General features: G+C 69.9%; 23 protein-coding genes and 2 pseudogenes. 11 read left to right on the top strand and 14 right to left on the bottom strand.

Annotated elements, in window-relative coordinates:
• Window positions 1–32 precede the first annotated feature (32 nt).
• The 3 genes from IPK81_02930 to IPK81_02920 all read left to right on the top strand — a co-directional run bounded on the left by IPK81_02930 (window position 33) and on the right by IPK81_02920 (window position 1,863).
• Window positions 33–452 (top strand): DoxX family protein, encoded by a 420-nt coding sequence (locus tag IPK81_02930; protein ID QQS13227.1) that lies wholly within the window; start codon window positions 33–35, stop codon window positions 450–452.
• Between the two features lie 284 nt (window positions 453–736).
• The gene (dksA, locus tag IPK81_02925; GenBank protein ID QQS13226.1) at window positions 737–1,153 is read left to right on the top strand and encodes an RNA polymerase-binding protein DksA; all 417 of its coding nucleotides are present in this window, start codon (window positions 737–739) and stop codon (window positions 1,151–1,153) included.
• Window positions 1,154–1,611: 458 nt separating this feature from the next.
• Entirely contained in the window at window positions 1,612–1,863 is a 252-nt protein-coding gene (locus IPK81_02920; GenBank protein ID QQS13225.1) for a hypothetical protein, read from the top strand.
• Between the two features lie 47 nt (window positions 1,864–1,910).
• On the opposite strand, the gene IPK81_02915 is transcribed toward IPK81_02920, so the two are convergent.
• Entirely contained in the window at window positions 1,911–2,897 is a 987-nt protein-coding gene (locus tag IPK81_02915) for a tripartite tricarboxylate transporter substrate binding protein (GenBank protein ID QQS13224.1), read from the bottom strand.
• A 173-nt stretch (window positions 2,898–3,070) separates the two neighbouring features.
• Between IPK81_02915 and IPK81_02910 the strand changes: the two genes are divergently transcribed.
• Window positions 3,071–3,790: a hypothetical protein gene (locus IPK81_02910; GenBank protein QQS13223.1), complete on the top strand. Its 720-nt coding sequence runs from the start codon at window positions 3,071–3,073 to the stop codon at window positions 3,788–3,790.
• 12 nt (window positions 3,791–3,802) lie between these two features.
• Here the strand turns inward: IPK81_02910 and IPK81_02905 are convergent, their stop codons facing one another.
• On the bottom strand, window positions 3,803–4,084 hold the full coding sequence (locus tag IPK81_02905; protein QQS13222.1) for a hypothetical protein: 282 nt from the start codon (window positions 4,082–4,084) through the stop codon (window positions 3,803–3,805).
• A gap of 395 nt (window positions 4,085–4,479) precedes the next feature.
• On the opposite strand from IPK81_02905, the gene IPK81_02900 reads away from it, so the two are divergent.
• The gene (locus IPK81_02900) at window positions 4,480–4,986 is read left to right on the top strand and encodes a hypothetical protein (protein ID QQS13221.1); all 507 of its coding nucleotides are present in this window, start codon (window positions 4,480–4,482) and stop codon (window positions 4,984–4,986) included.
• Between the two features lie 81 nt (window positions 4,987–5,067).
• On the opposite strand, the gene IPK81_02895 is transcribed toward IPK81_02900, so the two are convergent.
• Entirely contained in the window at window positions 5,068–5,328 is a 261-nt protein-coding gene (locus tag IPK81_02895; protein QQS13220.1) for a winged helix-turn-helix domain-containing protein, read from the bottom strand.
• Window positions 5,286–5,822: a cyclic nucleotide-binding domain-containing protein gene (locus IPK81_02890; protein ID QQS13219.1), complete on the bottom strand. Its 537-nt coding sequence runs from the start codon at window positions 5,820–5,822 to the stop codon at window positions 5,286–5,288. The genes IPK81_02895 and IPK81_02890 overlap by 43 nt, the downstream gene beginning before the upstream one ends.
• Window positions 5,823–5,950: 128 nt before the next feature.
• Here IPK81_02890 and recO point away from each other — a divergent pair, with 128 nt between their 5' ends.
• Complete coding sequence (recO, locus tag IPK81_02885; protein ID QQS13218.1) at window positions 5,951–6,697, top strand: DNA repair protein RecO; 747 nt, start codon at window positions 5,951–5,953, stop codon at window positions 6,695–6,697.
• Here the strand turns inward: recO and IPK81_02880 are convergent.
• Window positions 6,675–7,922 (bottom strand): acyl-CoA dehydrogenase family protein, encoded by a 1,248-nt coding sequence (locus IPK81_02880; protein ID QQS13217.1) that lies wholly within the window; start codon window positions 7,920–7,922, stop codon window positions 6,675–6,677. The genes recO and IPK81_02880 overlap by 23 nt on opposite strands.
• A 179-nt stretch (window positions 7,923–8,101) precedes the next feature.
• On the opposite strand from IPK81_02880, the gene parC reads away from it, so the two are divergent.
• Both parC and IPK81_02870 read left to right on the top strand, forming a co-directional pair.
• On the top strand, window positions 8,102–10,348 hold the full coding sequence (gene parC / locus IPK81_02875) for a DNA topoisomerase IV subunit A (GenBank protein QQS13216.1): 2,247 nt from the start codon (window positions 8,102–8,104) through the stop codon (window positions 10,346–10,348).
• A 16-nt stretch (window positions 10,349–10,364) separates the two neighbouring features.
• Entirely contained in the window at window positions 10,365–11,183 is an 819-nt protein-coding gene (locus IPK81_02870; GenBank protein QQS13215.1) for an undecaprenyl-diphosphate phosphatase, read from the top strand.
• 18 nt (window positions 11,184–11,201) lie between these two features.
• Here the strand turns inward: IPK81_02870 and IPK81_02865 are convergent, their stop codons facing one another.
• The 3 genes and pseudogenes from IPK81_02865 to IPK81_02855 all read right to left on the bottom strand — a co-directional run bounded on the left by IPK81_02865 (window position 11,202) and on the right by IPK81_02855 (window position 13,017).
• Window positions 11,202–11,816 carry a phosphotransferase gene (locus IPK81_02865; GenBank protein ID QQS13214.1) on the bottom strand — a complete coding sequence of 205 codons (615 nt, stop codon included), beginning with the start codon at window positions 11,814–11,816 and terminating at the stop codon, window positions 11,202–11,204.
• 44 nt (window positions 11,817–11,860) lie between these two features.
• Window positions 11,861–12,133: pseudogene (locus IPK81_02860) on the bottom strand (phosphotransferase).
• A gap of 152 nt (window positions 12,134–12,285) precedes the next feature.
• Window positions 12,286–13,017, bottom strand: a complete 732-nt coding sequence (locus IPK81_02855) for an arginyltransferase (GenBank protein ID QQS13213.1) — start codon at window positions 13,015–13,017, stop codon at window positions 12,286–12,288.
• Window positions 13,018–13,230: 213 nt separating this feature from the next.
• On the opposite strand from IPK81_02855, the gene IPK81_02850 reads away from it, so the two are divergent.
• On the top strand, window positions 13,231–13,686 hold the full coding sequence (locus IPK81_02850; protein ID QQS13212.1) for a thiol-disulfide oxidoreductase DCC family protein: 456 nt from the start codon (window positions 13,231–13,233) through the stop codon (window positions 13,684–13,686).
• Between the two features lie 5 nt (window positions 13,687–13,691).
• Window positions 13,692–15,401 carry a DUF4166 domain-containing protein gene (locus IPK81_02845; protein ID QQS13211.1) on the top strand — a complete coding sequence of 570 codons (1,710 nt, stop codon included), beginning with the start codon at window positions 13,692–13,694 and terminating at the stop codon, window positions 15,399–15,401.
• Here IPK81_02845 and IPK81_02840 read toward each other — a convergent pair.
• From IPK81_02840 to moaA, 4 genes and pseudogenes are all read right to left on the bottom strand, one after another.
• Complete coding sequence (locus IPK81_02840; GenBank protein QQS13210.1) at window positions 15,376–17,796, bottom strand: penicillin acylase family protein; 2,421 nt, start codon at window positions 17,794–17,796, stop codon at window positions 15,376–15,378. The two genes, IPK81_02845 and IPK81_02840, sit on opposite strands and share 26 nt — an antisense overlap.
• 31 nt (window positions 17,797–17,827) lie before the next feature.
• On the bottom strand, window positions 17,828–19,003 hold the full coding sequence (locus IPK81_02835) for a CoA transferase (protein QQS13209.1): 1,176 nt from the start codon (window positions 19,001–19,003) through the stop codon (window positions 17,828–17,830).
• 61 nt (window positions 19,004–19,064) lie between these two features.
• Window positions 19,065–19,853 carry a sulfite exporter TauE/SafE family protein gene (locus IPK81_02830; protein QQS13208.1) on the bottom strand — a complete coding sequence of 263 codons (789 nt, stop codon included), beginning with the start codon at window positions 19,851–19,853 and terminating at the stop codon, window positions 19,065–19,067.
• Window positions 19,854–19,960: 107 nt separating this feature from the next.
• Window positions 19,961–20,951, bottom strand: a pseudogene (gene moaA, locus IPK81_02825) (GTP 3',8-cyclase MoaA).
• Window positions 20,952–21,028: 77 nt separating this feature from the next.
• On the opposite strand from moaA, the gene IPK81_02820 reads away from it, so the two are divergent.
• On the top strand, window positions 21,029–21,445 hold the full coding sequence (locus tag IPK81_02820) for an HIT domain-containing protein (protein ID QQS13207.1): 417 nt from the start codon (window positions 21,029–21,031) through the stop codon (window positions 21,443–21,445).
• 4 nt (window positions 21,446–21,449) lie between these two features.
• Here the strand turns inward: IPK81_02820 and IPK81_02815 are convergent, their stop codons facing one another.
• Window positions 21,450–23,063 carry a cisplatin damage response ATP-dependent DNA ligase gene (locus IPK81_02815; protein QQS13206.1) on the bottom strand — a complete coding sequence of 538 codons (1,614 nt, stop codon included), beginning with the start codon at window positions 23,061–23,063 and terminating at the stop codon, window positions 21,450–21,452.
• Window positions 23,064–23,066: 3 nt separating this feature from the next.
• The gene (locus IPK81_02810; protein ID QQS13205.1) at window positions 23,067–24,116 is read right to left on the bottom strand and encodes a ligase-associated DNA damage response exonuclease; all 1,050 of its coding nucleotides are present in this window, start codon (window positions 24,114–24,116) and stop codon (window positions 23,067–23,069) included.
• Between the last annotated feature and the right edge of the window lie 27 nt (window positions 24,117–24,143).

Genomic DNA, 24,143 nt, shown 5'->3' with positions numbered 1-24,143 from the left:
TCGGCGGAACGCGCGCCGGGGAGGACAAGGGAATGCTCGCGCTCCATCGCCGTCTCGTCGACCGTCTCGACGCGTTCCCGCAGGCTTGGCTGTGCCTGCTGATGCGTATCGCGATCGTGCCGGTGTTCTGGCGCGCGGGATGGAGCAAGGCGTCGAACATGGAGCAGGCGGTGGCGCTGTTCCGCGACGAATACCATGTGCCGCTGCTGCCCCCGGAGCTGGCGGCCTATCTCGGCACCGCAGTCGAGCTCGGCGCGCCGGCCCTCATCCTCTTCGGATTGTTCACCCGCCTCGCGACGCTCCCCCTGATCGGGCTGGTCGCTGTGATCCAGCTCTTCGTCTATCCCGTCAGCTATCCCGACCACGTGCTCTGGTTCGCGATCCTCGCGTTCATCCTTTTGCGCGGGCCCGGGTCGATCTCGATCGACCGCCTCCTCCTCGGGCGCGGATAGGGAGTAGGGACCGATCAGCCTCTGCGCGCGCAAGCGCCGTCGCCTGGATTCATTTTCGCAGATGCAGCATCAAGCCGCCGAAGCGGCGAGCGACCACTGGCCGCGCGCAAAAAACCTGCCTATTTCATGCGCAAATCTCTATGCTGCGCTGCACTACCAGTCCAGTCGACCAGCGATGGAAATCCTTGTTTCGGGGCGGCCGATTCCTATACTCCGCGTCCAGCCGGAACGGGGGCCGGCCAAGAAAAACCGATTTCTAGTCGGGGACGTCGCAGGAGAGGGGAATGATGAGCGCGTTGCCGCAGAATTACCGGCCGAGCGACAAAGAGTCGTTCATGAATCCGATGCAGCAGGAGTATTTCCGTCGAAAGCTCCTGAAATGGAAGGAAGAGCTTCTGCAGGAGTCCAACCAGACGCTCCAGAATATGACCGAGGAGAGCCTGGCGCAGCCCGATCTGGCCGACCGCGCGACCGCCGAGACCGACCGGGCCCTCGAATTGCGCACCCGCGACCGCTATCGCAAGCTGATCTCCAAGATCGATTCGGCGCTCCGCCGGATCGACGAGGACGTGTACGGATACTGTGAAGAGACCGGCGAGCCGATCTCGTTGAAGCGTCTTGAGGCGCGTCCGATCGCGACGCTGTCGGTCGAGGCTCAGGAGCGCCACGAGCGCATGGAACGCACCAAGCGCGACGATTGATGCACGCTGCCGCTGGCACGGCCGGGCGCCGCCCGGACCTCGACGCCGGCGTACGACCACAAGGGTGGCCAATGGAAACGACGTCGTCCCTCATGAGGCGCTCGATCGCGGCCGTGTCCTGCGTAACCGCCTTGATGCTCGCCGTTCCCGGCGCGGCGTCGCCCGATGGCGGTCTGATCGCTCAGGCGTCACCACCGGCATCGGTGCCGGCAACACCTGCGCAGATCACGCCGCCCGCGGCCGCTCCGACTCCCGCGCCTGCGGCCGCTCCGGCGCCGCCGGCCGCTACCCCCGCGACGTCGGCCCCCCCGGCTGCCGCCGGAGCCGCGCCGGCCGCGGTTCCCGCGCCGCAAGCTCCCGCCGCCGCCGCGCCGACGCCACCACCGCCGCCGCCGTCGCCGTCGTCGCCCGCCAAGCTCACGGGCATCGCGGCCTGGGCCGCGCTGGTCGGCAACACCGTGGCTGGCAAGCTCGACGGCAAGGAGTTCGCCGACTTCTATTCCAAGGACGGCGTCGTCAAGTCGATGATCGACAGCCAGATCGTCAGCGGCAAGTGGACGCTCGAGGGCGAGAAGATCTGTTTCAAATATCCCGACGAGGACAAGGACTGCTACGCGATGGAGGTCGTCGGCTCGACCGCGACGTTCACGGACTCCAAGGGCACCGGCATCCGCGCCGAGATCCTGCCGGGCAACGCCAAGAACCTCTGACCTGCGGGCGGGCCGCCATCACCGGCGGCCCGGCGCCGTCGTGGCGTCTACTCGAAGACGATTTTCAGCTCCTTGAGCTTCTTGCCCCAGAAGGCGTGCTCCTCGCGGACGGCCCGCGCGAACTCCTCGCGCGTGCGCGGCGGCGCAAAGTCGAGCCCGTCCTTGTCCAGGGCGACCTTCATCTTCGGGTCCTTGAGCGCCGCGGCGGTGTCGGCCTCGAGTTTCGCGATGACCGGCTCCGGGGTCCCCTTGGGCACGAACAGCCCGTGCCATCCCTTCAAGGTCGCGCCCTTGATGCCCGCCTCCTCGAGCGTCGGCACGTCGGGCAGCGCGCTCACGCGTGTCGTGCCGGTCACCGCGAGCGCGCGCAGCTTGCCGGCCTTGATCTGGCCGACGGCGGGCGGCAACGACGAGAAATTCATGGTGATCACGCCGCTGATGACGTCCATGAGGGCTGGGCCGGTGCCCTTGTAGGGCACGTGCGTGATGTCGACCCCCGTCGCGGTCGCGAACAACGCGCCGGCGAGATGGTTGTTGCCCCCGGCGCCCGACGACGAATAGGTCAGCTTGGCCGGCTGCTTCTTCGCCAACGCCACGAGTTCGGCGACGTCCTTGGCTGGCACGTCCGGGTTCACGGCGAGGACGTACTGGTAGTCGGTCGTCTGGATCACGGGCACGAGGTCCGCGAGCGTGTCCGTGCGGTAACCCTTCAGGACGTGCGGGTTGAGCACGACGTTCGTGCCGACGGCGTAGAGCACCGTGTGTCCGTCGGGCTTGGCGTTGGCGACGTAGGTCGTCCCGATGCCGCCGGCCGCGCCCCCCTTGTTCTCGACGACCACCTGCTGGCCGAGAAGGGGCGAGAGCAGATAGGCCAGCTCGCGCGCGACGATGTCGGCGCCACCGCCGGCGGCGTAGCCGACCACGAACGACACCGGTCGTTCCGGCCATTTCACCTGCGCGAACGCCGGCCGGACGAGCGGCGCGGCGAGGGTCGCCAAGCCCGAGGCGAGCAGCAGTCGGCGATCGATGGGCATGGCTTCCTCCGTTGTCGCGGACGCCCGCGTCGCGCGTCCTCGTCGCTTTCGGGCACGTATGCCGGACGGCCGGGGGTGTGTCCACACTTCGGCGCGGCCCCGGCGCGCCAGCCGGGATGCCGGCGCACGCTTTTCCCCGGCCGCTATGGCGCGTATCATCGTGGGCGTGCGACTTGCTCGCCGGGTCCTTCAATTTCCAGGTCGGGACGACCAGAAAGCGCAAAACCGTCATGGGCGACCGCGTCTTCCGCAGCGGGCACCATCCGAACTCCGATCTAGTGATGCGCCGGCCCGGCCTCGGCCACAACGGCGGGCCGTCGTTCGATATGTCGTGGGAGGCATGGATCTGGCGCCGCGCCACGGCGCAGGCTTGGAAGACACCGAAGCCCGAGGTCGCGCTCATGCGGCTGGCCCGCGCGGAACGGCTGGGAATCACCTATCGGGAGTTGACGGCCACGCTGCTCGACACGGGCTCGTACCTCTCGACGGTGGTGCTCCCGTTGGGCCTCGTCGCGCGCGTCCGGCGGGACGCGGGGGGGAGATCGCGCACCGAACCACGGCCGGAGATGGCCGCATTGGTGGGCCGCTTCCCGGGACCCGTATTCCTGTTGGCGGATCCGGGCATTCTTGGGCAGCTCGATGCCGCCGCGTTGGAGGGGCTGCGCGACGGCCTCCGGGTGGAACTGGACGGCAAACCGGCCGCCGTCGGCCTGTCAACGATGCCGTCGGCGGGAAGTCGGGGCGACGGGCTGGCGGCGTTGCTACGGGCCCATGGCGTGCCGCGCAAGGAGGCGTTTATGGTCGGCACCGGCTTCGCCGACGCGTCGCTGGCGGAGGCCACAGGGTTGCCGCTGTTCAAATGGGCGCACGAATGGTTCCAGCCCGCAGCGTAGCGCCGCGGACGGCTAACGGGTGACCGCGCGAACGATCTTGAAGACGGCGATCAGCGCGATCCCGACACAGGCAATCGCAAGAAGCATGCATGCCGACTTCGAAAGCCCGGTCGTCCACGCCAATGGCTGGGCAAGATTGGCAATGACCTGTGCCGGATCGATTCGCGTCCAGGCCGCGTCGATCGAGCGCGGCGCGCCGGCGCTCCGGGTCGCCAGCAGTGCGAGCACGAGGTAGGTGGCGACGGCGGCGAAGCCGCTAGTGGCCGAGGATCGCATTGTTCTGATGAAGCGCACGCGGCTTTCGGTAACGTCCGCAGCCGGCGATGGTTGGATTCGAACAAAGCGACCTATGCCGGAATGTCCGCCTGACGGTCATCTAGAGAAATCCAAAAATATGCTTTGAATCATTAATGTCCGATAATTCTCTTATAGATGACATTATGTCAATGGTATTCCTTCGATATATCAGCGTTCAAAAGCGCCCGTTCGTGCATTTTCCATCTTGTGCATACGGCGACTGAGAGACACCATTGGTTGTGATTCAAAATTTTTTGACGATTTTTTGATATATTTTTCCTATGGTTGCGCAATTTAATTGAATTCATAGACCAAGAATGAGTGATATAAGAAGTACATTAAGTCGACGTTCTAAACGCATTCGACCTAGTGATTTTTTAACGGGGATTAACATGGCCAAGGCCGCTCTTGTTCGCAGTTCCACGACTGGTGCGCACATTGCGCTTTCCTTCCTGATGGTCCTCGTGACGGCGCCGCCGGTCTTTGCGGCGGTCGGTGCCGGCAACGGTGGCCTGTCGTTCGCGACGATGATCATTCTTGCGCTGATCGGCATCCTTCTCACGTGGGTGACCGTGCGCGCGCCGACGCTCGATACCGCCCTTACGCGCGGCCTGGTCGCCGCCGGAACGGTCCTTCTGGCGTTCCCGATCGCTTTCGCGGCCGGCACGTTGGGCGGGTTCGAGGCGGCGCACTGGGCGGGCGCGGAGCACTCCGCCGCCGACATCGCCCGCCGGAACTTCATTCTCGCCTACGATCTCGCGATCGGAATCTCGTGCGTCACCCTGAGCTGGCTGATCTTCTCGCGTGACGCCGTCGCCGAGGAGGAGCAGCGCCGGGCCCGGGTCGAAGGCGATCTGCGCAACGCGTTCGACGACCTCCGCGCCGCCCTCGAGCGCTAGTCCTCGCCGGCTCCGCCCGGCTCCCGAAAGCCCGCCGGTCCCGCGACCGGCGGGCTTTCTCGTCTCTGTGCGGTCGGGACGTCAGGATGGCGCGCCGCGGTCGTCGAGCAACCGCCGCAGCCGACCGCCGTCGCGGATCGTCACGCCGCCTTTGCGCAGCGCGATCCATCCCGAGCGCTGCCATTCCTGGAGCTGCTTGTTGACGCTCTCCCGCGAGCTGGCGACCATCTGGCCGAGTTCGCGCTGCGTCACCGAGATGTCGTTCGCGCCCAGGCTGCGGGCGCCGTCCGCCAGCCAGATCAACGTCTTGGCCAAGCGGCCGGTGGAGTCGAGGAAACGCATGTCCTCGACCTGCTCGCTTGTGCGCCGGATCCGCCCGCACAGCGTCTCCAGCAGACGATCGCGACGTCCGCGTTGGCGCGGAGGAACGGAAGGACGACGCGCCGGTCGAGCACCAGCAAGTCGCCACCGGTCATCGCCGTGGCATCCGCGGACCGAGGACGGCCGTCGATCAGCGCGATCTCGCCGAACACCTCGCCGTCATGGATCACGTTCAGGACGACCTCCCGCTCCAACGCCGAGGGAACGCTGATCTTCACCAGGCCGGCGAGGACGACGACCATGCTCGCGTCCCGGTCGCCCTTCCGGTAGATCACCTCGCCCTTGCGCATCCGACGGACGCGGGAGTAGGCCGCGAGCGTCGCGAGGTCGCGGTCCTCAAGGCCCCCGAATATCTCGGTCGCCCGCAACAGCGCCATCCGGTCCAGGTTCGTCGCCGTCGAGGGGCCCCGGCCGGGCGGCCGGACGATCGTCGTGGATCGGGTCGTAGTCGCCATCTCCACCGGCCTCCGGGCGTTGATTCGCTCTCGCATCATGACCTGTGCCCGCATGGTCGCACAACCGCCTGGGCGCGCGGCGCCCGTCCGGCCTTGACGCGTCCGGCGGGGTCGAGCGAAGTGGCGCCATGGACTGGATCGACGACGGGCTTGTGCTGGCCGCGCGGGAGCATGGCGAGGCGGCGTTGATCGTCACGCTGCTGACGCGCGAGCGTGGCCGGCACGCGGGCTTCGTGCACGGCGGCGGATCGAGCCGGCAGCGGCCGATCTGGCAACTGGGCAACAGGGTCAGGGCGGAGTGGCGGGGGCGGCTCGCCGACCAGCTCGGCACCTACAAGGGCGAGACCCGGGCCGCCTACGGCGCGCGCGCCCTCGACGACGCCCTGTGCCTGTCGGGCCTCGCCGCGGCCTGCGCGACGATCGACGCCGTGCTGCCGGAGCGCGAGCCGCATCCGGCGGTGTTCGCCGGGTTCGACGCGTTGCTGTCGGCGCTCGGCTACGATGGCTGGCCGTCGCTGCTGGTACGCCTCGAGGTCGGCTTGTTGCAGGAGCTGGGGTTCGCGCTCGACCTCGCCAGCTGCGCCGCCACCGGCGCGACCGACGATCTCGCCTATGTCTCCCCGAAGTCCGGGCGCGCGGTGTGCCGGGCGGCCGCCGAACCGCACAAGGCGAAGCTCCTTCCGCTGCCGCCGTTCCTCGCCGGCGACCGCGCGCCGCCGCCGGTCGAAGATGTCGTCGCCGGCCTCGATCTGACGGGCTACTTCCTGGAGCGCCATGTGTTCTGGCCGCGCGACAAACCCTTGCCGCCGCCGCGCGAGCGCTTCATCGACCTCCTGCGCCGCGGCGGCGGCGTCAATCGCCCTCCGCCGGGGTGATGTACGGGGAGTCGGCGATCGCGGTCGCGGCTGGCGGCTCCATCCGGAAAATCTGCCGGAGATGGACCTCGTCGGGGCCGTCGGCGACGCGCAGCGTGCGCGCCATCGCGAAAGCGTGGTGGATCGGGGCGTCGTCGCCGCCGCCCATCGCGCCGAACACCTGCGCCGCGCGGTCGGCGACGCGCTGGAGCATCGCGGGCACGGCGACTTTCACCATCGATACGTCGCGCCACGCCGCCTGGTGGCCGTCGCGGTCGAGGCGCCACGCCGTGCGCCATACCAGCAGGCGGGCCTGCTCGATCTCGATCCGCGATTCCGCGATCCAGCGCTGCGTGGTGTCGTAGTCGATCACGGCGCGGCCGAACGCGCGTCGCTCCGCCGCGCGCGCCAGCGTCAGCGTCGCGAGAACCTCCGCCAGTCCGAGGCTGCGCATGCAGTGGTGCAGGCGGGCCGGGCCGAGGCGGACCTGGGCGGCGCGGAAGCCCCCGCCCTCGTCGCCGAGCCGGTTCGCGACGGGCACGCGCACGTCGCGGAACTCGAGCTCGGCTATGGGGGCGACGTGGTCCTCCCAGCCCATGTAGCGCAGCGTCCGCACGACACGCACGCCGGGCGAGTCCATCGGCACGACGACGGCGGAGTGCCGTCCGGTCCGCGCGCCGTCCGCCGACGTCGCGCCCATCACGATCACGAAGGCGCAGTCGGGATGGGCGGCGCCGGTGATGTACCATTTGCGCCCGTCGATCACGTAGGCGTCGCCATCGCGCCGCAACGTGGCGGCGATATTGGTCGCGTCCGACGACGCGACGGCGGGCTCCGTCATGCCGAACGCCGAGCGGGCGCGACCCTCCAACAGCGGCAGGAGCCAGCGCGCCTTCTGCGCCGGCGTCGCGGCGTGCTGGAGCATGATCATGTTGGGGACGTCGGGGGCGTGGCAGTTCAAGGCCTCGGCCGCCCAGGGCAGGCGTCCGAGGATCTCGGCCACCGGCGCGTAGTCGAGATTCGACAGGCGCGTGCCCGGCTCGTCGGCGGCGAGATCGGGCAGGCCGAGGTTCCATAGCCCGAGGCCGCGCGCCTTCGCCTTGAGCGCCGCCATGAACGGCGCGGGCTCGCGGCGGCGCACCACGTGCTCGGTCCAGGCGCGATGCCGCGGCAGGATCTCGTCGGCGAAGAACGCCTCGACGCGTTCGACGATCGCGCGCGCGCGCTCGGAAGGTTCGAAATCCATATGGCGAGGGCCTCCAGCGAGGTTGAGTATCCTGGCGCGGAGGCCGCCGTGTCCACACGGCGCGCGGCGTGTCGCGTGACGGTGATGGCCCTTGCGCGGGGCCCGCCCGGAGGCTATCGACGCTGTCCAATCATCAATCAAGACGTCGCGGCGGCCTCCGGTCGTCGTCCCCCTCGCCCATGGCCAAGAAAACGCAAGCGGCCGCGCCGCTCCCTCCACCGGCGCCCACCCAGTCCGTCGCGCTCGGCGAAGCCTTGTCGCAGCGGTACCTTTCGTACGCGCTCAGCACGATCATGGCGCGTTCGCTGCCGGACGTGCGCGACGGCCTGAAGCCCGTCCACCGGCGGCTGCTCTACGCCATGCAGCAGCTCCGCCTCGACCCCGACGGGCCCTACAAGAAGAGCGCACGCGTCGTCGGCGACGTCATCGGCAAACTGCATCCGCACGGCGACCAGTCGATCTACGACGCCCTGGTTCGGTTGGCGCAGGATTTCGCGATCCGCTACCCGCTGGTCGACGGGCAGGGCAATTTCGGCAACATCGACGGCGATAACGCCGCGGCGATGCGCTACACCGAGGCGCGCCTGACGGACGTCGCGCAGGACCTGCTGGCCGGCATCGACGAGGACGCGGTCGATTTCCGGCCGAACTTCGACGGCTCCGAGACCGAGCCGGTGGTGCTGCCGGCGGCGTTCCCGAACCTTCTCGCCAATGGCGCCGCCGGCATCGCCGTCGGCATGGCGACGTCGATTCCGCCGCACAATGTCGGCGAACTGTGCGACGCGCTGCTGCACCTGATCAAGTCCCCGAACGCCCGCATCGAGACGCTGGTCGACCACGTGCCCGGCCCCGATTTCCCGACCGGCGGCCTGCTGGTCGAGCCGCGCGAGTCCGTGGTCGAGTCGTACCGGACGGGACGCGGGTCGTTCCGCATCCGCGCGCGCTGGACCAAGGAGGGTCTGCCGCGCGGCCAGTACCGCATCGTGATCACGGAGATACCGTACCAGGTCCAGAAAGCGCGCCTGATCGAGAAGCTCGCCGAGCTGGTCAACGCCAAGAAGCTGCCGATGGTCGAGGATGTGCGCGACGAATCGGCCGACGACATCCGCCTCGTCATCGAGCCGAAGAGCGGCAACGTGCCGGCCGACGCGCTGATGGAGCAGCTCTTCAAGGTCACCGACCTCGAGACCCGCTTCCCGCTCAATCTCAACGTGCTGGACGCCGGCAACGTGCCGCGCGTGATGGATCTGCGCGAGGCGCTGCAGGCCTACCTCGACCACCGCCGCGTGGTGCTGCAGCGCCGCTCGCGCCACCGGCTGGCGGCGATCGAGCGCCGGCTGGAGATGCTCGACGGCTTCCTGATCGCGTATCTCAACCTCGACGAGGTGATCGAGATCATCCGCCGCGACGACGAGCCGAAGCCCGCGCTGATGAAGCGCTTCAAGCTGTCGGACCTGCAAGCCGAATCGATCCTCAACATGCGGCTGCGCAGCCTGCGCCGGCTCGAGGAAGTCGAGATCCGCAAGGAGCACAAGACGCTCAGCCAGGAGCGGAAGGACCTCAAGGCGCTGCTGGGCGACGACTCGCTGCAGTGGCAAGCGGTCGCGACGGAGACGCAGGAACTGCGCAAGCGCTACGGCGCGCGGACGGAGAAGGGCCGCCGGCGGACCGAGGTCGCCGACGCGCCGGCGCCGGTCGACGTGCCGATCGAGGCCTTCATCGAGAAGGAGCCGGTGACGGTGGTCTGCTCCGAGAAGGGCTGGATCCGCGCCGCCAAGGGCCATCTCGATCCGCAGCAGGCCGCCGATCTGAAGTACAAGGAAGGCGACCGGGAGAAATTCACGCTGCATGCGTTGTCGACCGACAAGCTGCTGGTGTTCGGCACCAACGGCCGCTTCTACACGATCGGCGTCGACCGCCTGCCGGGCGCCCGCGGCCACGGCGAGCCGCTGCGCCTGATGATCGACCTCGCCAACGACCAGGATATCGTCGCGATGTCCGTCCACAAGGGCGGCCGGCGCTTCCTCGTGGCCTCGCACGAGGGGCGCGGCTTCATCGTGCCCGAGGACGAGGTCGTGGCGCAGACCAAAAACGGCAAGCAGGTGCTCAACGTCGGCGACGGCGAGGAGGCGGTGTGCTGCTCGCTGGTGCCGGACGGCGCCGACCACGTCGCTGTCATCGGCCAGAACCGCAAGCTGCTGGTGTTCCCGATCGCCGAGCTGCCTGAGATGGCGCGCGGCCGCGGCGTGATCCTGCAGAAGCACAAGGATGGCGGCCTCGGCGACGCCAAGGCCTTCGTCCTCGCGACCGGGCTGCAGTGGCAGGGGCGCACCCGCACCGCCGCCGATCTCAGGGAATGGATCGGCGAGCGGGCGCAGGCCGGGCGCCTGCCGCCGCCGGGTTCGCCGCGCGCCAACAAGTTTTAGACCTCCGGAATCCCCCATGGACGCAACCCTCGTCGTCAAAAGCGCGATCCTCGGGATCGTCGAGGGGCTGACGGAGTTCATTCCCGTCTCGTCGACCGGCCACATCCTTCTGATGGAGAGCCTGCTCGGGTTCGAGGGCCCGCCGGGCAACGTGTTCGACATCGTGATCCAGACCGGCGCGATCCTCGCGGTGTGCTGGCTCTACCGCGTGAAGCTGTGGCGCACGGTGGTCGGCCTGTTCCGCAATCCGATCGCGACGCGCTTCGCCCTGAACGTGGCGATCGGCTTCCTGCCCGCCGCGGTCATCGGCATCGCGGCCCACGGCTTCATCAAGCGCGCGCTGTTCAATCCTTGGGTCGTCGCCGTGTCGTTGATCGTCGGCGGCGTCGCGATCCTGATCATCGAGCGGATGGCGCCGCGGCCGTCGGTCAAGACCGTCGACGACATCGACTGGAAGCTCGCGCTCAAGATCGGCCTATGCCAGTGCGTCGCGATGATCCCGGGTGTGTCGCGCTCCGGCGCGACGATCATGGGCGCGCGCCTGTTCGGCGCCGACCGCGCGGCGGCGGCCGAATTCTCGTTCTTTCTGGCGATACCGACGCTGATCGGCGCCGCCGCCTACGACACGTACAAGAATTGGTCGACGCTCGCCGGAGACGGACAAGCTTGGACCGCCATCGGGGTCGGATTCGTCGTCTCGTTCATCGTCGCGCTGCCGGTGGTGAAATGGCTGATCGGCTTCGTCAGCCGCTACGGCTTCGGGCCGTTCGCGTGGTACCGAATCGTCGTCGGCGTGGCGACGTTGGCGTTGCTCGCGACGCTCGGCGGGCGCTGACTCCGAGCTCCCTCACGGTCAAGCGGGCAGGTTTTCCAGCCTCCGGGCCGCCCATCGAAACAGGTGGGGGATCGCCGGCGCGAACCGGTCCCAGAGCGGATCTGGTCGACGGCCGGTGCGGTGCAGCTTCACGTTGAGGCAGGCGATCGACGCCATGCGGTAGGCGGCGAATGCCTGGAACCAGTCGACATGCTCGGCGACGGGACCGCCGGCCGCCCTGTACGCTTCGAGCAGGGTCGCCGGCGGCAGCGCGGTGACCGGCGCCCATTCCGGCGCCCACGCCCCGCGGTCGCCCATCATCATCAACCAGCCGAGATCGAGGCCCTGCGCGCCGATCGACGCCAATTCCCAATCGATGACGCCGTGGAGCTGGCCGGCGTCGCCGTAAAGCAGATTGCCCGGCTGGAAATCGCCATGCACCAGACCGATCGCGCGGGGCTCGGGTTCGGTGGCAAGCAGCGCCGCCTGAACGCGCAATCCGATTTCGAGCCATCCGGCGTCCTGGGCGTGGCGCAGAACCTTGTCCCATCGGCGGAGCTCGACCGACAGCGGCGTCGGCCCCTCCCAGTCCGGGAGAACGCGCCGCCAGTCCAGCCGGTGGAATCGCGCCAGCGTCGCGGCCGCGTGCGCCACAGCGTGTCGATGGCCATCGGTTCGCGCACGAACGCGGCGTCTGGCTCCCAGATCAGGAACACCCGGCCGGGCAGCCGTTCCATCACGATGAACGGCGCGCCGAGAGGCTCTTCATCCGCCTCGGCCCATGGCACCACGGGTACCGGCAGGCCCGCGGTGCGCAACGCGCGCAGCAGGGGCGCCTGGCGATACACGTCGGTGTTGCCTCGGCGCGTCACCCCTGCCGGCGCCATGCGCAGCACGTAGTCGCGCGGCGTCGCCCCATCGCCGACATCCAGCCGGAAGCCGAACGTCAGGCCGGCGTGGCCGTCGGGCATGGGCGCGAACGCCTCGAGGCGCGCGCCGGCGCCGATCCGATCGCGGAGGAAACCGGTCAGCTTCTCGGCCAGCCCGGAGGGAACTTCGAGAGCTGCCACGCTATTTTGCTCTGGCGACGAGCGGTCGGGCGGCGGGCTTCACCGCGCGGGCGCTATTGGCCGCCTTGGCTCCAGCCGTCCGGACCGAGCGTCTCAAACGGACGGTAGGCGGCCTTGTAGGCCATCTTGCGCGAGCCATCGATCCAGTACCCGAGATAGACGTAGGGAAGGCTGCGGCGGCGCGCCTCCTCAACCAGCCAGAGCACCGTGAACACCCCGAGCGCGCGGCCGCGCAGCCGCGGATCGAAAAAGCTGTAGACCGCCGATATTCCGTTGCCGAGCCAGTCCGTGAGGCAGGCGCCGACGAGGCGGCCGCCGGGGCCGCCTTCGCGGAATTCGATGAGATGGGTCTCGACCGGCGTCTCCTCGACCATCGCCCGGTAGTCGTCGAACTCCATCTCGGCCATGTCGCCGTCGCCGTGGCGCGCCGCGACGTAGCGGGAAAACAGGGCGAATTGCTCGCTGGTGGCCATCGGCGGCACGACGGCACCGGTCACGGCGGCGTTGGCGCGCCAGTTCCGGCGCTGCGACTTGCTGGGCTCGAACGTCCTGACCGGCACACGGACGGGGACGCAGGCGGCGCAGCCCTCGCACAGGGGCTTGTAGACGTATTGATGCGAGCGGCGGAAGCCGGCGTCGGTTAGCCGGTCGTGGGCGTCCAGCGCGTCGGGGCCGGCGAGCTCCGTGACCAGCTTGGTCTCGAACCGTCCCGGCAGATACGGGCACCGCAACGCCGGCGTCGTGCGGAAAAACCGGAGTGTCGCCTGGCTCTGCCGGATGAACATGTGGCCGTGCCCTGACCTCGTTCGGCGCCGTCCGGTGGAGGCCGGCGCGGGCCAGAACACTGTCCCATAACCGGGGCGTGGCGGCCAGTCCCGCGACGACGGTGGAGGCCCCGTCGCGCCGTTTGTGGCACGGGCGGCGTCCATGCGACGCTTTGACGGCTCGCCGATCCGCCGCCGGCGCGGTCCACTCGTCGCGCGGAAGGGAAGATACCCATGGTCGGCCGACGCCCGGTGCCACCGAACGGAACGCGGGTCGCCGTGCCGATCCCCGGCGCGGGTCCGGTGATCCTGTTCGACGGTGTCTGCGTGCTGTGCGCCGGCTTCGTGCGTTTCGTCGTGGCGCGCGACCGCGCCTGCGCCTACCGGTTCGTGGCCGCGCAGTCGCCGCTCGGACAGGCGCTGCTTGTCGATCTCGGCCTTTCCACGGTCGACTTCGAGAGCAATGTCCTGATCGAGGATGGCCGCGCCCACTTCAAATCCGAGGCCTTCATCCGCGTCGCCTCGCGTCTCACATGGCCGTGGCGGTGGGCCGGGACACTGAGAGTATGCCCGCGGCCGCTGCGCGACGCCGCGTACGACATCATCGCGGGCAACCGCTACCGGCTGTTCGGCCGGCGGGATTCCTGTCTCGTGCCGTCGCCCGCGCTCGCCGCGCGGTTTCTCGACTAGCGGCGGTGTTCCCTCCCGCGACCATCGTCGTACTGGGAGCGACGGGCGCGTTCGGCGCCCATGTCAGCCGCCTGACGGCGGCGATTCCTGGCGTCCGGTTGACGGTCATGGCGCGCGACGCGTCGCGACTGGCCGGTCTCGTCTCCGCGTTGGGCCGCGATGTTCCGGGGTGCGACGCGCGCGGGTGCGCGATCGACCTCGACGCGGCGGGGTGGCGCGCGACGCTCGCGCGGATCGCGCCGTCCATCGTCATCCACGTCGCGGGACCATTCCAAGGGCGCGACTACGGCGTCGCCGAGGCGTGCGTGGCGATGGGCGCCCACTACGTCGATCTCGCCGACGCGCGTGAATTCGTGGCCGGGATCGGCGCGCTCAACATGGCCGCGGTGCGGGCCGGCGTCGTGGTCGCGAGCGGCGCAAGCTCGGTGCCGGCGCTTTCGGGGGCCGTGGTCGACGCCCTCGCCGCCGGCCTGTCGCGCGTCGACGCCATCGACATCGCGATCGCGCCGGGCAACCGCGCGCCGCGCGGGCGCGCGACCATCGCGGCGATCGTCGGCCGCGCCGGGCAGGCGATCTCCGTGTGGGAGGAGGGCCGATGGCGAAGGCGCGTCGCGTGGCACGATCTGCGCCGCCGCGCGTTCGGCGACGGCATCGGCCGGCGTTGGCTTTCACTTTGCGATGTGCCGGATCTGACGCTTTTCCCGGCGCGGTACGGCGTGCGCGAGCGCGTCGCCTTCCACGCCGGGCTCGAGCTCTCCACGCTGCATCTCGGCCTTTGGGCTCTGGCCTGGCCGGTACGGTGGGGAGTGGCGCGGACGCTGGCGCCTCTAGCCGGCGGGCTCACGGCGCTGGCGCGGATGACGGCCTTCGCCGGCACCGACCGCGGTTGCATGACGGTCGATGTCGCCGGCCGCGACGCCGACGGCGCCGCGGTCGAGGTGCGATGGCGATTGGTCGCCGAGAACGGTGATGGCCCATGGACGCCGGCGCTGGCGCCGGTGGCGCTTGCGCGCAAGCTGGCCGCCGGCGTGTCGATCGCGCCCGGCGCACGCGCCTGCCTCGGGCTTGTGACGCTCGCGGAGATCTTGGCCGAGGCGGACGGACTGCGGATTCGCACCGAGCGCCGCGAACGCCGGCCGCTCTACCGTCGCATCTCCGGCGCGGCGTGGGCGGGGTTGCCGGCGCCGGTCCGACGGCTGCACGACGTCGCGTCGCGTTCGGTGTTCAACGGGACGGCCGACATCGACGGGGCGGCCGGTCCCCTCGCGCGCCTCGCCGCCCGCGTGTTCGGATTTCCGGGCGAAGGACGCGAAGTTCCCGTGACGGTCGAACTGCTGGCGCGCGACGGCGTGGAGACCTGGCGCCGCACGTTCGGCGCGCGGTCCTTCAAGTCGACGCAGTGCGACGTGCCGGGTGGCGCGGCGGGCGCGGTGGTCGAACGCTTCGGTCCGACGGCGTTCGCGATGCGCGTGGAGTGCTCGGGCGAGGGCATCGATCTCGCGCTGATCGGCTTCCGGGCGGCCGGCTTTCCGATGCCGCGGTTCCTGTGGCCGCGCATCGTCGCCAACGAGCGCGTCGACGATCGCGGCCGCTTCCGCTTCGACGTGTCGATCACGATGCCGATTCTCGGCCGGCTGGTCCGCTACCGCGGCTGGCTGGCGGCGGTCGAGGAGGCGGAAGCCGCTCCGGTCACTTCGCCGCCGGCATCACGGTGACCGTGCCGACTCCCTCGGCGCGCAGCCCGAACTTCGACCCGGTGATGCGCAGGTAGTCGAAGGCGCGCCACGGTTCGACGAAGTTGCGGTACCAGGGGGACAGGAAATTGCCGGACTGCCCCAGCGGAATCGCGAACCGGCTGTTCTCGAGGTCGTCGAAATCGTACACCGCCCGTAGGCCCGCGCCGTGGTTCGCCGCGAACGGCGTCGATCCGCGCACGCTGTATCCGGCGCGGTTCAGCGTATGCACGCCGCCATCCATCGGAAAGCGGATCGAGGCGAGATCGCGCAGCATCGGAACGGCGTCGAGCAGCTGGTGGCGGTGGGCGGCGAAATGCATGTCGCCCCAGCGCCAGTTGTCCATAGCCGTGCCGCCGCGCGCCTGCAGAGCGTCGAGCGCGGCGTCGAGCGCTCTCGACAGGATGTCTGCGCACGTCTCCACGGCCGGCGTGCGGGTGTCGTCGCACCATTTCGGATGGTCGCGCAGCGCCGCGGCGAGGAACGTGACGGAGGGATTGACCATGTCGGCGAAGAGATCGTCGCCCAGCTCGTCGGCGTAGAGCGCGCGGTGGAGCTCGCGGATCCACGCCGCGTAGATCAGTGGCTCCGGCCGCTCCGCCAGCATCCGGCGGTTCCACGCGCCGAGCATGTCTATCGCCTTGCGTTGGCGCGCGTCGCGCGGCTTCAGCGCCAGCAGCGGCGGCAGCATGTCGGCGGTGTCCGGCGAGAAATTGTCGGCCTGGATCGCGATCATGTCGCCGACGCGGTGCTGGCCGGCGCCGCTCAGCATCGCCGCCGCGCGGCGCTGCCGGTACGGCTCGGCCCAGTCGCGCGAGATGAAGTGGCGGAACGTCGCCGGCACGAGGCGGGCGTTGGCGTTGACGATGATGCCGCCCGGCGGATTGAAGGCGCGCGGCAGCTCCTCGAACGGCGCGAACCCCGCCCAGTCGAACTCGCCGGTCCAGCCCGGCGCCGGAACCGAGCCATCCCCCTTGCGCCGCAACGGCACCTTCGCCGGCGCCACAAGACCGATGTTCCCGTCGACGTCGGCGTAGACCATGTTCTGCATCGGCGAGACGATTTTCCGCGTCGCCGCCAGGAACTCGTCCCAGTTGCGGGCCAGGCCGATGCCGAGGAAGCCCTCCGCCGAGGTGTCGGCCGGATCGAGCGCCGTCGCGGCCAGCGCCAGCACGTGCGCCTGCGGCACGTCGCCTTCCTTGGCCACGAGCACATCGGAGATCACCGGTCCGTGGCGGGTCTCGCGCACCTGCAGCTTGAGCGGCTCGCCGAACCTGACATTGATGACTTCCTCGCGCACGGCGAACGGGCGGCTGCCGTCCGGCGTGACGTACTTTCCGGGGTCGGTGGGATCCAGCTTCTCGACGAACAGGTCCTGGCTGTCGAGGTTGGTGGTCGTGAAGCCCCAGCCGATCCGCCCGTTGTGCCCCAGCACGATCGCCGGCGACCCGGGCGAGGAGGCGCCGCGGATGTCGAAGTCGGGTCCGACGAGGCGCGCGAGGTACCAAGTGCCGGGCGCGCTCAGCCCGAGATGCGGATCGTTGGCCAGCAGCGGTTTGCCGGTCGCCGTGTGCGCGCCGCCCAGCACCCATTCGTTCGACGCCTCGCGCTTGCGAGTCAGGAGCCCGTCGGTGGCCCCGAACAGACGATCGAGCCGCAGATCGAGCAGCGCGTCGCCGAGGATCGCCAGGGTCGAGTCCTTATCGGTGCCGGTGGCGGGGAACATCTCCCGCATGCGCTCCTCGCCGACCTTGCGGGCGACGCGGGCGCGCAGCAGCTCGGCGCGCCAGTTGCCGTCGAGGGAGAGCGCCATGAGCTTGCCCCACACCAGCGAGTCGGCTGGCGTCCACGGCTCCGGCGCGTGCCGTAGCAGCGTGAACTCGGGACCGAACGAACCCCTGTGCGTGGCGAGGTGGGCGTTGACGCCGGCGGTGTAGGAATCGAGCAGCGCGCGGGCGCGCGGCGACAGCGCGGCGAGGCTTTCCTGGGCGCGCCGCCGCACGCCGAGGACGCGCATCGTGCGGTCGACGTCGAGGATCGCGGCGCCGGCGAATCGTGGCGGCAATATCTCCGACAAGCGGCCGGCGCCGGCCCGGCGCATCGACTCCATCTGCCACAGCCTGTCCTGCGCGTGCGCGAAGCCGAGGCCGAACAGCGCGTCCTCGAGCGAGCTGGCGAAGATGTGCGGGATGGCGTTGCGGTCGCGCACGATCTCGACCGGCGCCGACGGGCCCGCCAGCGTCAGGCGGGCACCGTAGTCGGGGATCGAGGTGCGGAGATGGAAGTAGAGGCCGGTCGCCAGCGTGGCGAGAAACACCACGAGGCCGAGCGCGGCCTTCGCGGCGAAGCGGGCGACGGCGCGGGCGAGCCGCGTCACGACGGGTGGCGCCGCCGGGACCGCCGCCGGATCACGCGCGGTCCAGCCACGCCAGGATCGCCGCGCGGTCGCCGTCGAGGTCCGGGACCGGGCCGCGCGTCGGGGGATCGACGAAGGCCGAGAGCTTGATCGGGTTGCCGGCCATGTGGAATTGGCCGACATCCTTGTCGTCCACCGAGACCACCATGTTGCGGTGGCGTACCTGGACGTCGTTCAACGCCTGTTCGACATTGTTGAGCGGCCCGCAGGGCACGCCCTTGGCGTCGAGGATCTCCAGCCACGCCCGGCCGGGTTTCGTCCGCAGGCGCCGCTCGAGCTCGTCCTTGAGCGCCGGCTGGTTGCGGGTGCGCAGGTCGTTGGTGCGGAACCGCTCGTCGGCCGCCAGCGCCGGCGCGTCGATCGCCTCCGCCAGCTTGGCGAACAGGTTCTCGTTGCCGGCCGCCACGACGATGTGCCCGTCGGCGCATTCCAGCGCCTCGAACGGGGTGATCGAGGGATGCCGCGCGCCGATCGGGCCGGGCGCCTCGCCGGTCGCGAAGTAGCGGGCGATGGCGTTCTCCAGGATGGCGATCTGGCAGTCGAGCATCGACACGTCGATCTTCATGCCCTCGCCGGTGCGCTCGCGGTGGTACAGCGCGGCGTTGACGCCGACGGCGGTGAACAATCCGGCCGTGATATCGCCGACCGAGCTGCCGACCCGCGTCGGGGGACCGCCGGGATGGCCCGTGACGCTCATGATGCCGCCCATCCCTTGGACGACCATGTCGTAGGCCGCGCGGGTGCGGTAGGGACCGCTGTCGCCGAAGCCGGAGGCTTGCGCGAAGATCAGGCGGGGGTGCTTCGCGTGCAGCGTCTCGAAGCCGTAGCCCAGCTTCTCCATGGTGCCCGGTCGGTAGTTTTCGACCAGCACGTCGGCGCGCGCCAGCAGCCGTTCGAAGATCGCGCGGTCGGCCTCGTTCTTGAGATCGAGCGCGATCGACTCCTTGGCCCGGTTGAGGGACGAGAAATAGGCCGACTTGCCCTTGATGAAGGGGCCGATGTGGCGGGAATCGTCACCGACGGCCGGCGTCTCCACCTTGATCACCCGGGCGCCGAGGTCGCTCAGCATCATCGTGCAGTACGGGCCTGCGAGCACGCGCGTCATGTCGACGACGACGAGGCCGGCGAGCGGCCCGCCCGGGCGCTTGTCCAGGACGTTCTCTGTCATGCCTGCGATTCTCCCTCGGCCCGTTTCATATCCAAGGGGGCAGGAGGGCGCAATCGCCGCCTCAGGGCCGCACGTAAATGTCCCAGAAATAGTAGGCGGTGAGGGCGAATCCGAAGGCGATCACGACCTTCTTGAGGATCGGCGCCGGTATGTGGCGGGCAAGCACGCCGCCCCCATAGCCGCCGATCAGCGCGCCGGCCATCATCACGATGGTGCCCGGCCAGGACACCGCCCCGGAGACGATGAAGGTCACCACGGCGACGCCCGCGATCGCCGTCACCAGGAGGTTCTTCAGCCCGTTGAGCTCCTGCATGTCCTTGACGCCGGTCAGCGACAGCACCGGCATCAGCATCACCCCGAGCCCGCCCCCGAAGTACCCGCCGTACGCCGCGCAGATGAACAGCGGGACGGCCATCGCCGCCATGGCCAGCGGCGTCGGCCGCTGGCCGCCGTCGCGTACCCCGAACCGCGCCGAAATCTGCTTGTCGAACAGGAACAGCAGGGTCGCGGCCAGGATCAGCCAGGGCACGGTGCGCAGGAAGGTCTTGTCGCCGGATCGCAGCAGCAGCCAGGCGCCGGCGAGGCCGCCGACCAGGCAGACCGCGCCGGTCCACAGCGCCCGCTCGCGCTGGCGCACCAGTTCGCGACGGTAGGCGGCGATGGCGAGCAGGCGTCCCGGCCAGATCGCGACGGCGTTCGAGGAGTTGGCGAGCACGGCGGAGACGCCGGTCGACAGGAACGCCGGAAACGTGAAGAATGTGCCGCCGCCGGCCACGGCGTTGATCGCGGCCCCGACGAGCCCGGCGCCAAACAGCAACGCGACCTCGCCCCACCCCAGTCCGAGGATCATTCCCGTTCCTTCCGCGTTTTCGACGCGCGGACCCTAGACTTGGAATGCCTACGGCTCCAGCGCCCGGACGCCCGGAACAGGAGTTGTGCCGGGCGGCGGCGCAAAGGTCAGCCGCCGGTGACGCTCATGTGGCGCGGCACCGCGGGGCCGGCGCGCCGCCGGTCGATGACGAAGTCGTGGCCCTTGGGTTTGCGTGCGATCGCGGCGTGGACGGCCTCGATCAGCAATTCGTCGCTCTCGCTGGCGCGCAGCGGCGCGCGCAGGTCGGCGGCGTCCTCCTGCCCGAGGCACATGTAGAGCTTGCCGGTGCAGGTCAGGCGGACCCGGTTGCAGGATTCGCAGAAATTGTGGGTCAATGGCGTGATGAAGCCGATGCGGCCGCCGGTCTCGCCGATCCGCGCGTAGCGCGCCGGCCCGCCGGTGGTCACGTCGAGGTCGGTCAGCGTCCAGCGCCGCGCCAGGTCGGCCCGCACGCGCGAGAGCGGCAGGTACTGGTCGAGCCGGGCGTCGCCGCCGATCTCGCCCATCGGCATGACCTCGATGAACACCAGGTCCATGCCGCGGCCGTGAGACCAGCGGATGAGGTCGTCGAACTCCATCTCGTTGACGCCCTTGAGCGCCACGGCGTTGATCTTGACGTGCAGGCCGGCCGCCTGGGCGGCGTCGAGGCCGCGCATGACCTGGTCGAGGTCGCCCCAGCGCGTCAGCTCGGTGAACTTCGCGCGGTCGAGCGTGTCGAGCGAGACGTTGATGCGCTTCACGCCGCACGCCGCCAGTTCGCCGGCGTGTTTCGCCAGCTGGCTTCCGTTCGTGGTGACGGTCAGCTCGTCGAGGCCGTTTCCGAGGTGGCGCGACAGGCCACGTACCAGCGACATGACGTTCTTGCGCACCAGCGGCTCGCCGCCGGTCAGGCGCAGCTTTCGGACCCCGAGACGCACGAACGCCCCCGCACAGCCGCTCGAGCTCCTCGAGCGACAGCACGTCCTTCTTCGGCAGGAAGGTCATGTCCTCCGCCATGCAGTAGACGCAGCGGAAGTCGCAACGATCCGTCACCGACACGCGGAGGTAGGTGACGGCGCGGCCGAACGGGTCGATCATCTCCGTAATGTAGGCCTGAACCGGGGTGGTTTCGACCCCAATCTGCGCGCGGGATTGTCCTGATTGGGAGATTTGGCATGGATGGGGGCGAATTCGCATTGCATCACCGGCTGGGGGCCGACACGGCGCCACTGGGCGATCTGCCCCTCTGCCGGGTGTTGCTGATGGACAACGCCGCCTGGCCTTGGATCGTCCTCGTTCCCCGGCGGCCGGCGTTGCGTGAATTCCACGACCTCCCGGCGCCCGACCGGGCGGCCCTCATGGAGGAGATCGCGGCGGCCTCGAAGGCGATGGCAGCGCTGCCGGGGACGACCAAGGTCAATGTCGGCATGCTGGGCAACATCGTGTCGCAGCTGCACATCCATGTCGTCGCCCGGCGGGAGGGCGACCCGAACTGGCCGGGGCCGGTCTGGGGGTTCGGATCGCCCGCGCGCTACGCGCCGGGCGCGCGGGACCGACTCGCCGCCAGTGTTCGGGAAGGTTTGGGGATATAGACCGCTACGTCGCGATCAGCCGTTCCAGCGTGTCGACGCCGTCGGCCTCGGCGGCCGGCTTGTCCCAGCGGATACGGTGGACCCGCGGAAAGCGCATCGCGAGGCCGGATTTGTGGCGCGTCGACCGTTGCACAGCGTCAAAGGCGATCTCCAGCACCAGCCCCGGCGCCACCTCCAGCACCGGCCCGAAGCGCTGGACGGCGTGGTCGCGGACCCACTTGTCGAGCCGCGCCAGGTCGGCGTCGGTGAACCCTGAGTAGGCCTTGCCGACCGGGACGAGCTCGGGCGCGGCGTCCTCGTGCGTCCGCCAGCAGCCGAACGTGTAGTCGGAGTAGAACGACGACCGCTTGCCGTGGCCGCGCTGGGCATACATCAGAACGCAATCCGCCGTCAGCGCCGCGCGCTTCCACTTGAACCACGGTCCTTTGGGACGGCCGGCGACGTAAGCGCTGTCGCCGCGCTTCAGCATCAGCCCCTCGATCGCCGCCACCCGCGCGCCGTCGCGCAGCGCCGCGAGCTCGGCCCATGTCGAGAACGGGATCAGCGGCGACAGATCGAGACGCGCCGGCCGGACCGCGGCGTACCAGCGCTCCAGCCGCGCGCGGCGCACGTCGAATGGCGACGACCTCAGGTCCTCGCCATCGAGGAACAGCGCATCGTAGAGGCGGACATGGGCGGGATGATCGCGCAGGAGCTTGGCGCCGGCCTGTTTGCGGTTCAGGCGCTGTTGAAGGTCGGAGAAAGGCGCGACATCGAGCGATCCCTCGCCGCCGGCGCGGGCCACAAGAAGTTCGCCGTCCAGAACGGCGTCGAACGCCATCGCCTCGAGGACGTCGGGAAAGGCCGCCGACGCGTCGTCCCCCGATCGTGTGAAGAGGCGTCGCGATCCGGCCGTCGCCACCAGCTGGACGCGGACGCCGTCCCATTTCCATTCCGCGCGGTAGGCCGATGGATCGAGCGCGGGAAGCTCCGCCTCCTCCAGTGGCGTGGCCAGCATCGACGGCCTGAAGGTCGGCGCGGCGCCGGGATCGGGACGCGGTCCGCCGGCGAGCCATGCGAACAGCCCGGCGTAGGGCGGTGCCAGCGCGTGCCAGACCTCCTCGACCTCGTCGATCGGCACGCCGCCGAGCTCGGCCACCGCCTGCTTCGCCAGGCGGGCCGACACGCCGACGCGGAGGCCGCCGGTCACCAGCTTCAACAGCGCCCAGCGGCCGGTCGCGTCGAGCGCGTCCATCCAGCGTTCCAGAAGCGGCGCGGCCTCGCGCTTCGACGACCGCGACAGCGTCTCGACGATTGTCGACAGGCTGGGCGCCGGACCGGTCGCCGTCGACGTGCGGTCGCGCGGAATGGCGTCCCATGCCAGCGCCACGGTCTCCGCCAGATCGCCGACGTAGTCGTAGGACAGCGCGAAGAGCGTTTCACCCATCCGGGCGGTGCCGAATTCGCGCAGCAGCGCCGGCTTCACGGCGGCCATATCGAGCGCGCCGGTCAACGCCGCCAGCGCGTAGCCGCGGTCCGGATCGGGCGTGTCGCGCAGATAGGCGGTGATCAGGCGCAGTTTTGCGCCGCGCGCCGGCTGGAACGCCAGCGAATCGAGCAGGTCGGCGAAGCGGCGCATCCCTCAGGCGCCTTCTTCCTCGCGCCCGGCGACGCGCAGCGCCTCGGCGGCCACGCCCATGGCGCGCGCCTGGTGGACCAACGCGTCCTCGCGTCCGTGCGTGACCCACAGCGCAGGCGCCCCGACGTCGCGGACCGTGGCCACCAACTCGTCCCAGTCGGCGTGATCGGAGATCACGAGCGGCAGTTCGGCGCCGCGCTGGCGGGCGCGGGCGCGCACGCGCATCCAGCCGGACGCCGCGACAGGGAGCGGGTCGGGAAACCGCCGCGACCAGCGGTCGACCAGCGTCGCCGGCGGGCAAAGCACGATGCCGCCTTTGAAGGTCTCGCGGCCGAAAAGGTCGTCGGCCGGATTCCGGCCCGCGTCGCCGACCGGCGCGATGTCGCCGAGATCGACGCCCTCCCGGCGGTAGAGGTCGCACAACGGCACCAGCGCGCCATGCAACCAGATCCGGCGGTCGTAGCCGGCCTCGCGCAGCAGCGCGATGACGCGCTGGCACTTGCCGAGCGCATAGACGCCGACGACATGGCATCGCTCCGGGAACGTCTCGACCGACCGCAGCAGGCGCGCGATCTCCTCGACATCGGGTGGGTGGCGGAACACCGGGAGCGCGAAGGTCGCCTCGGTGACGAAGACGTCGCACGGCACCGGCTCGAAGGGCGGGCACGTCGGATCGCGCCGGCGCTTGAAATCGCCCGACACCACGATGCGCGCGCCGCGCCAGTCCAGGACGATCTGCGCGCTGCCGAGGATGTGGCCGGCCGGGACCAGCCGCACGTCGACCTCGCCGATCCGGGTGGTCGCGCCGTAGGGCGCGTCCTGCGTGGCGCCGAGATCCGCGCCGTAGCGGACCTTCATGATCTCGATGGTCTCGCGCGTCGCCAGCGCCGCGCCGTGACCGGGCCGCGCGTGGTCGCCATGGCCGTGGGTGATCACGGCGCGGTCGACCGGCCAGGCGGGGTCGATATGGAACCCGCCGGGCGCGCAATACAGACCGCGCGGCGTCGTCGTGAGCCACGAGCGAGGATCGGTGGGGGTCGGGTCGGGGGCCATGGCCGCGCAGTATAGGCCGGTACGGTC

Source organism: Rhodospirillales bacterium, from assembly GCA_016699855.1.
Classification (GTDB): domain Bacteria; phylum Pseudomonadota; class Alphaproteobacteria; order Reyranellales; family Reyranellaceae.
Note: the sequence above shows the minus strand (reverse complement) of the source record. Positions and strands in the feature narration are given on the sequence as shown.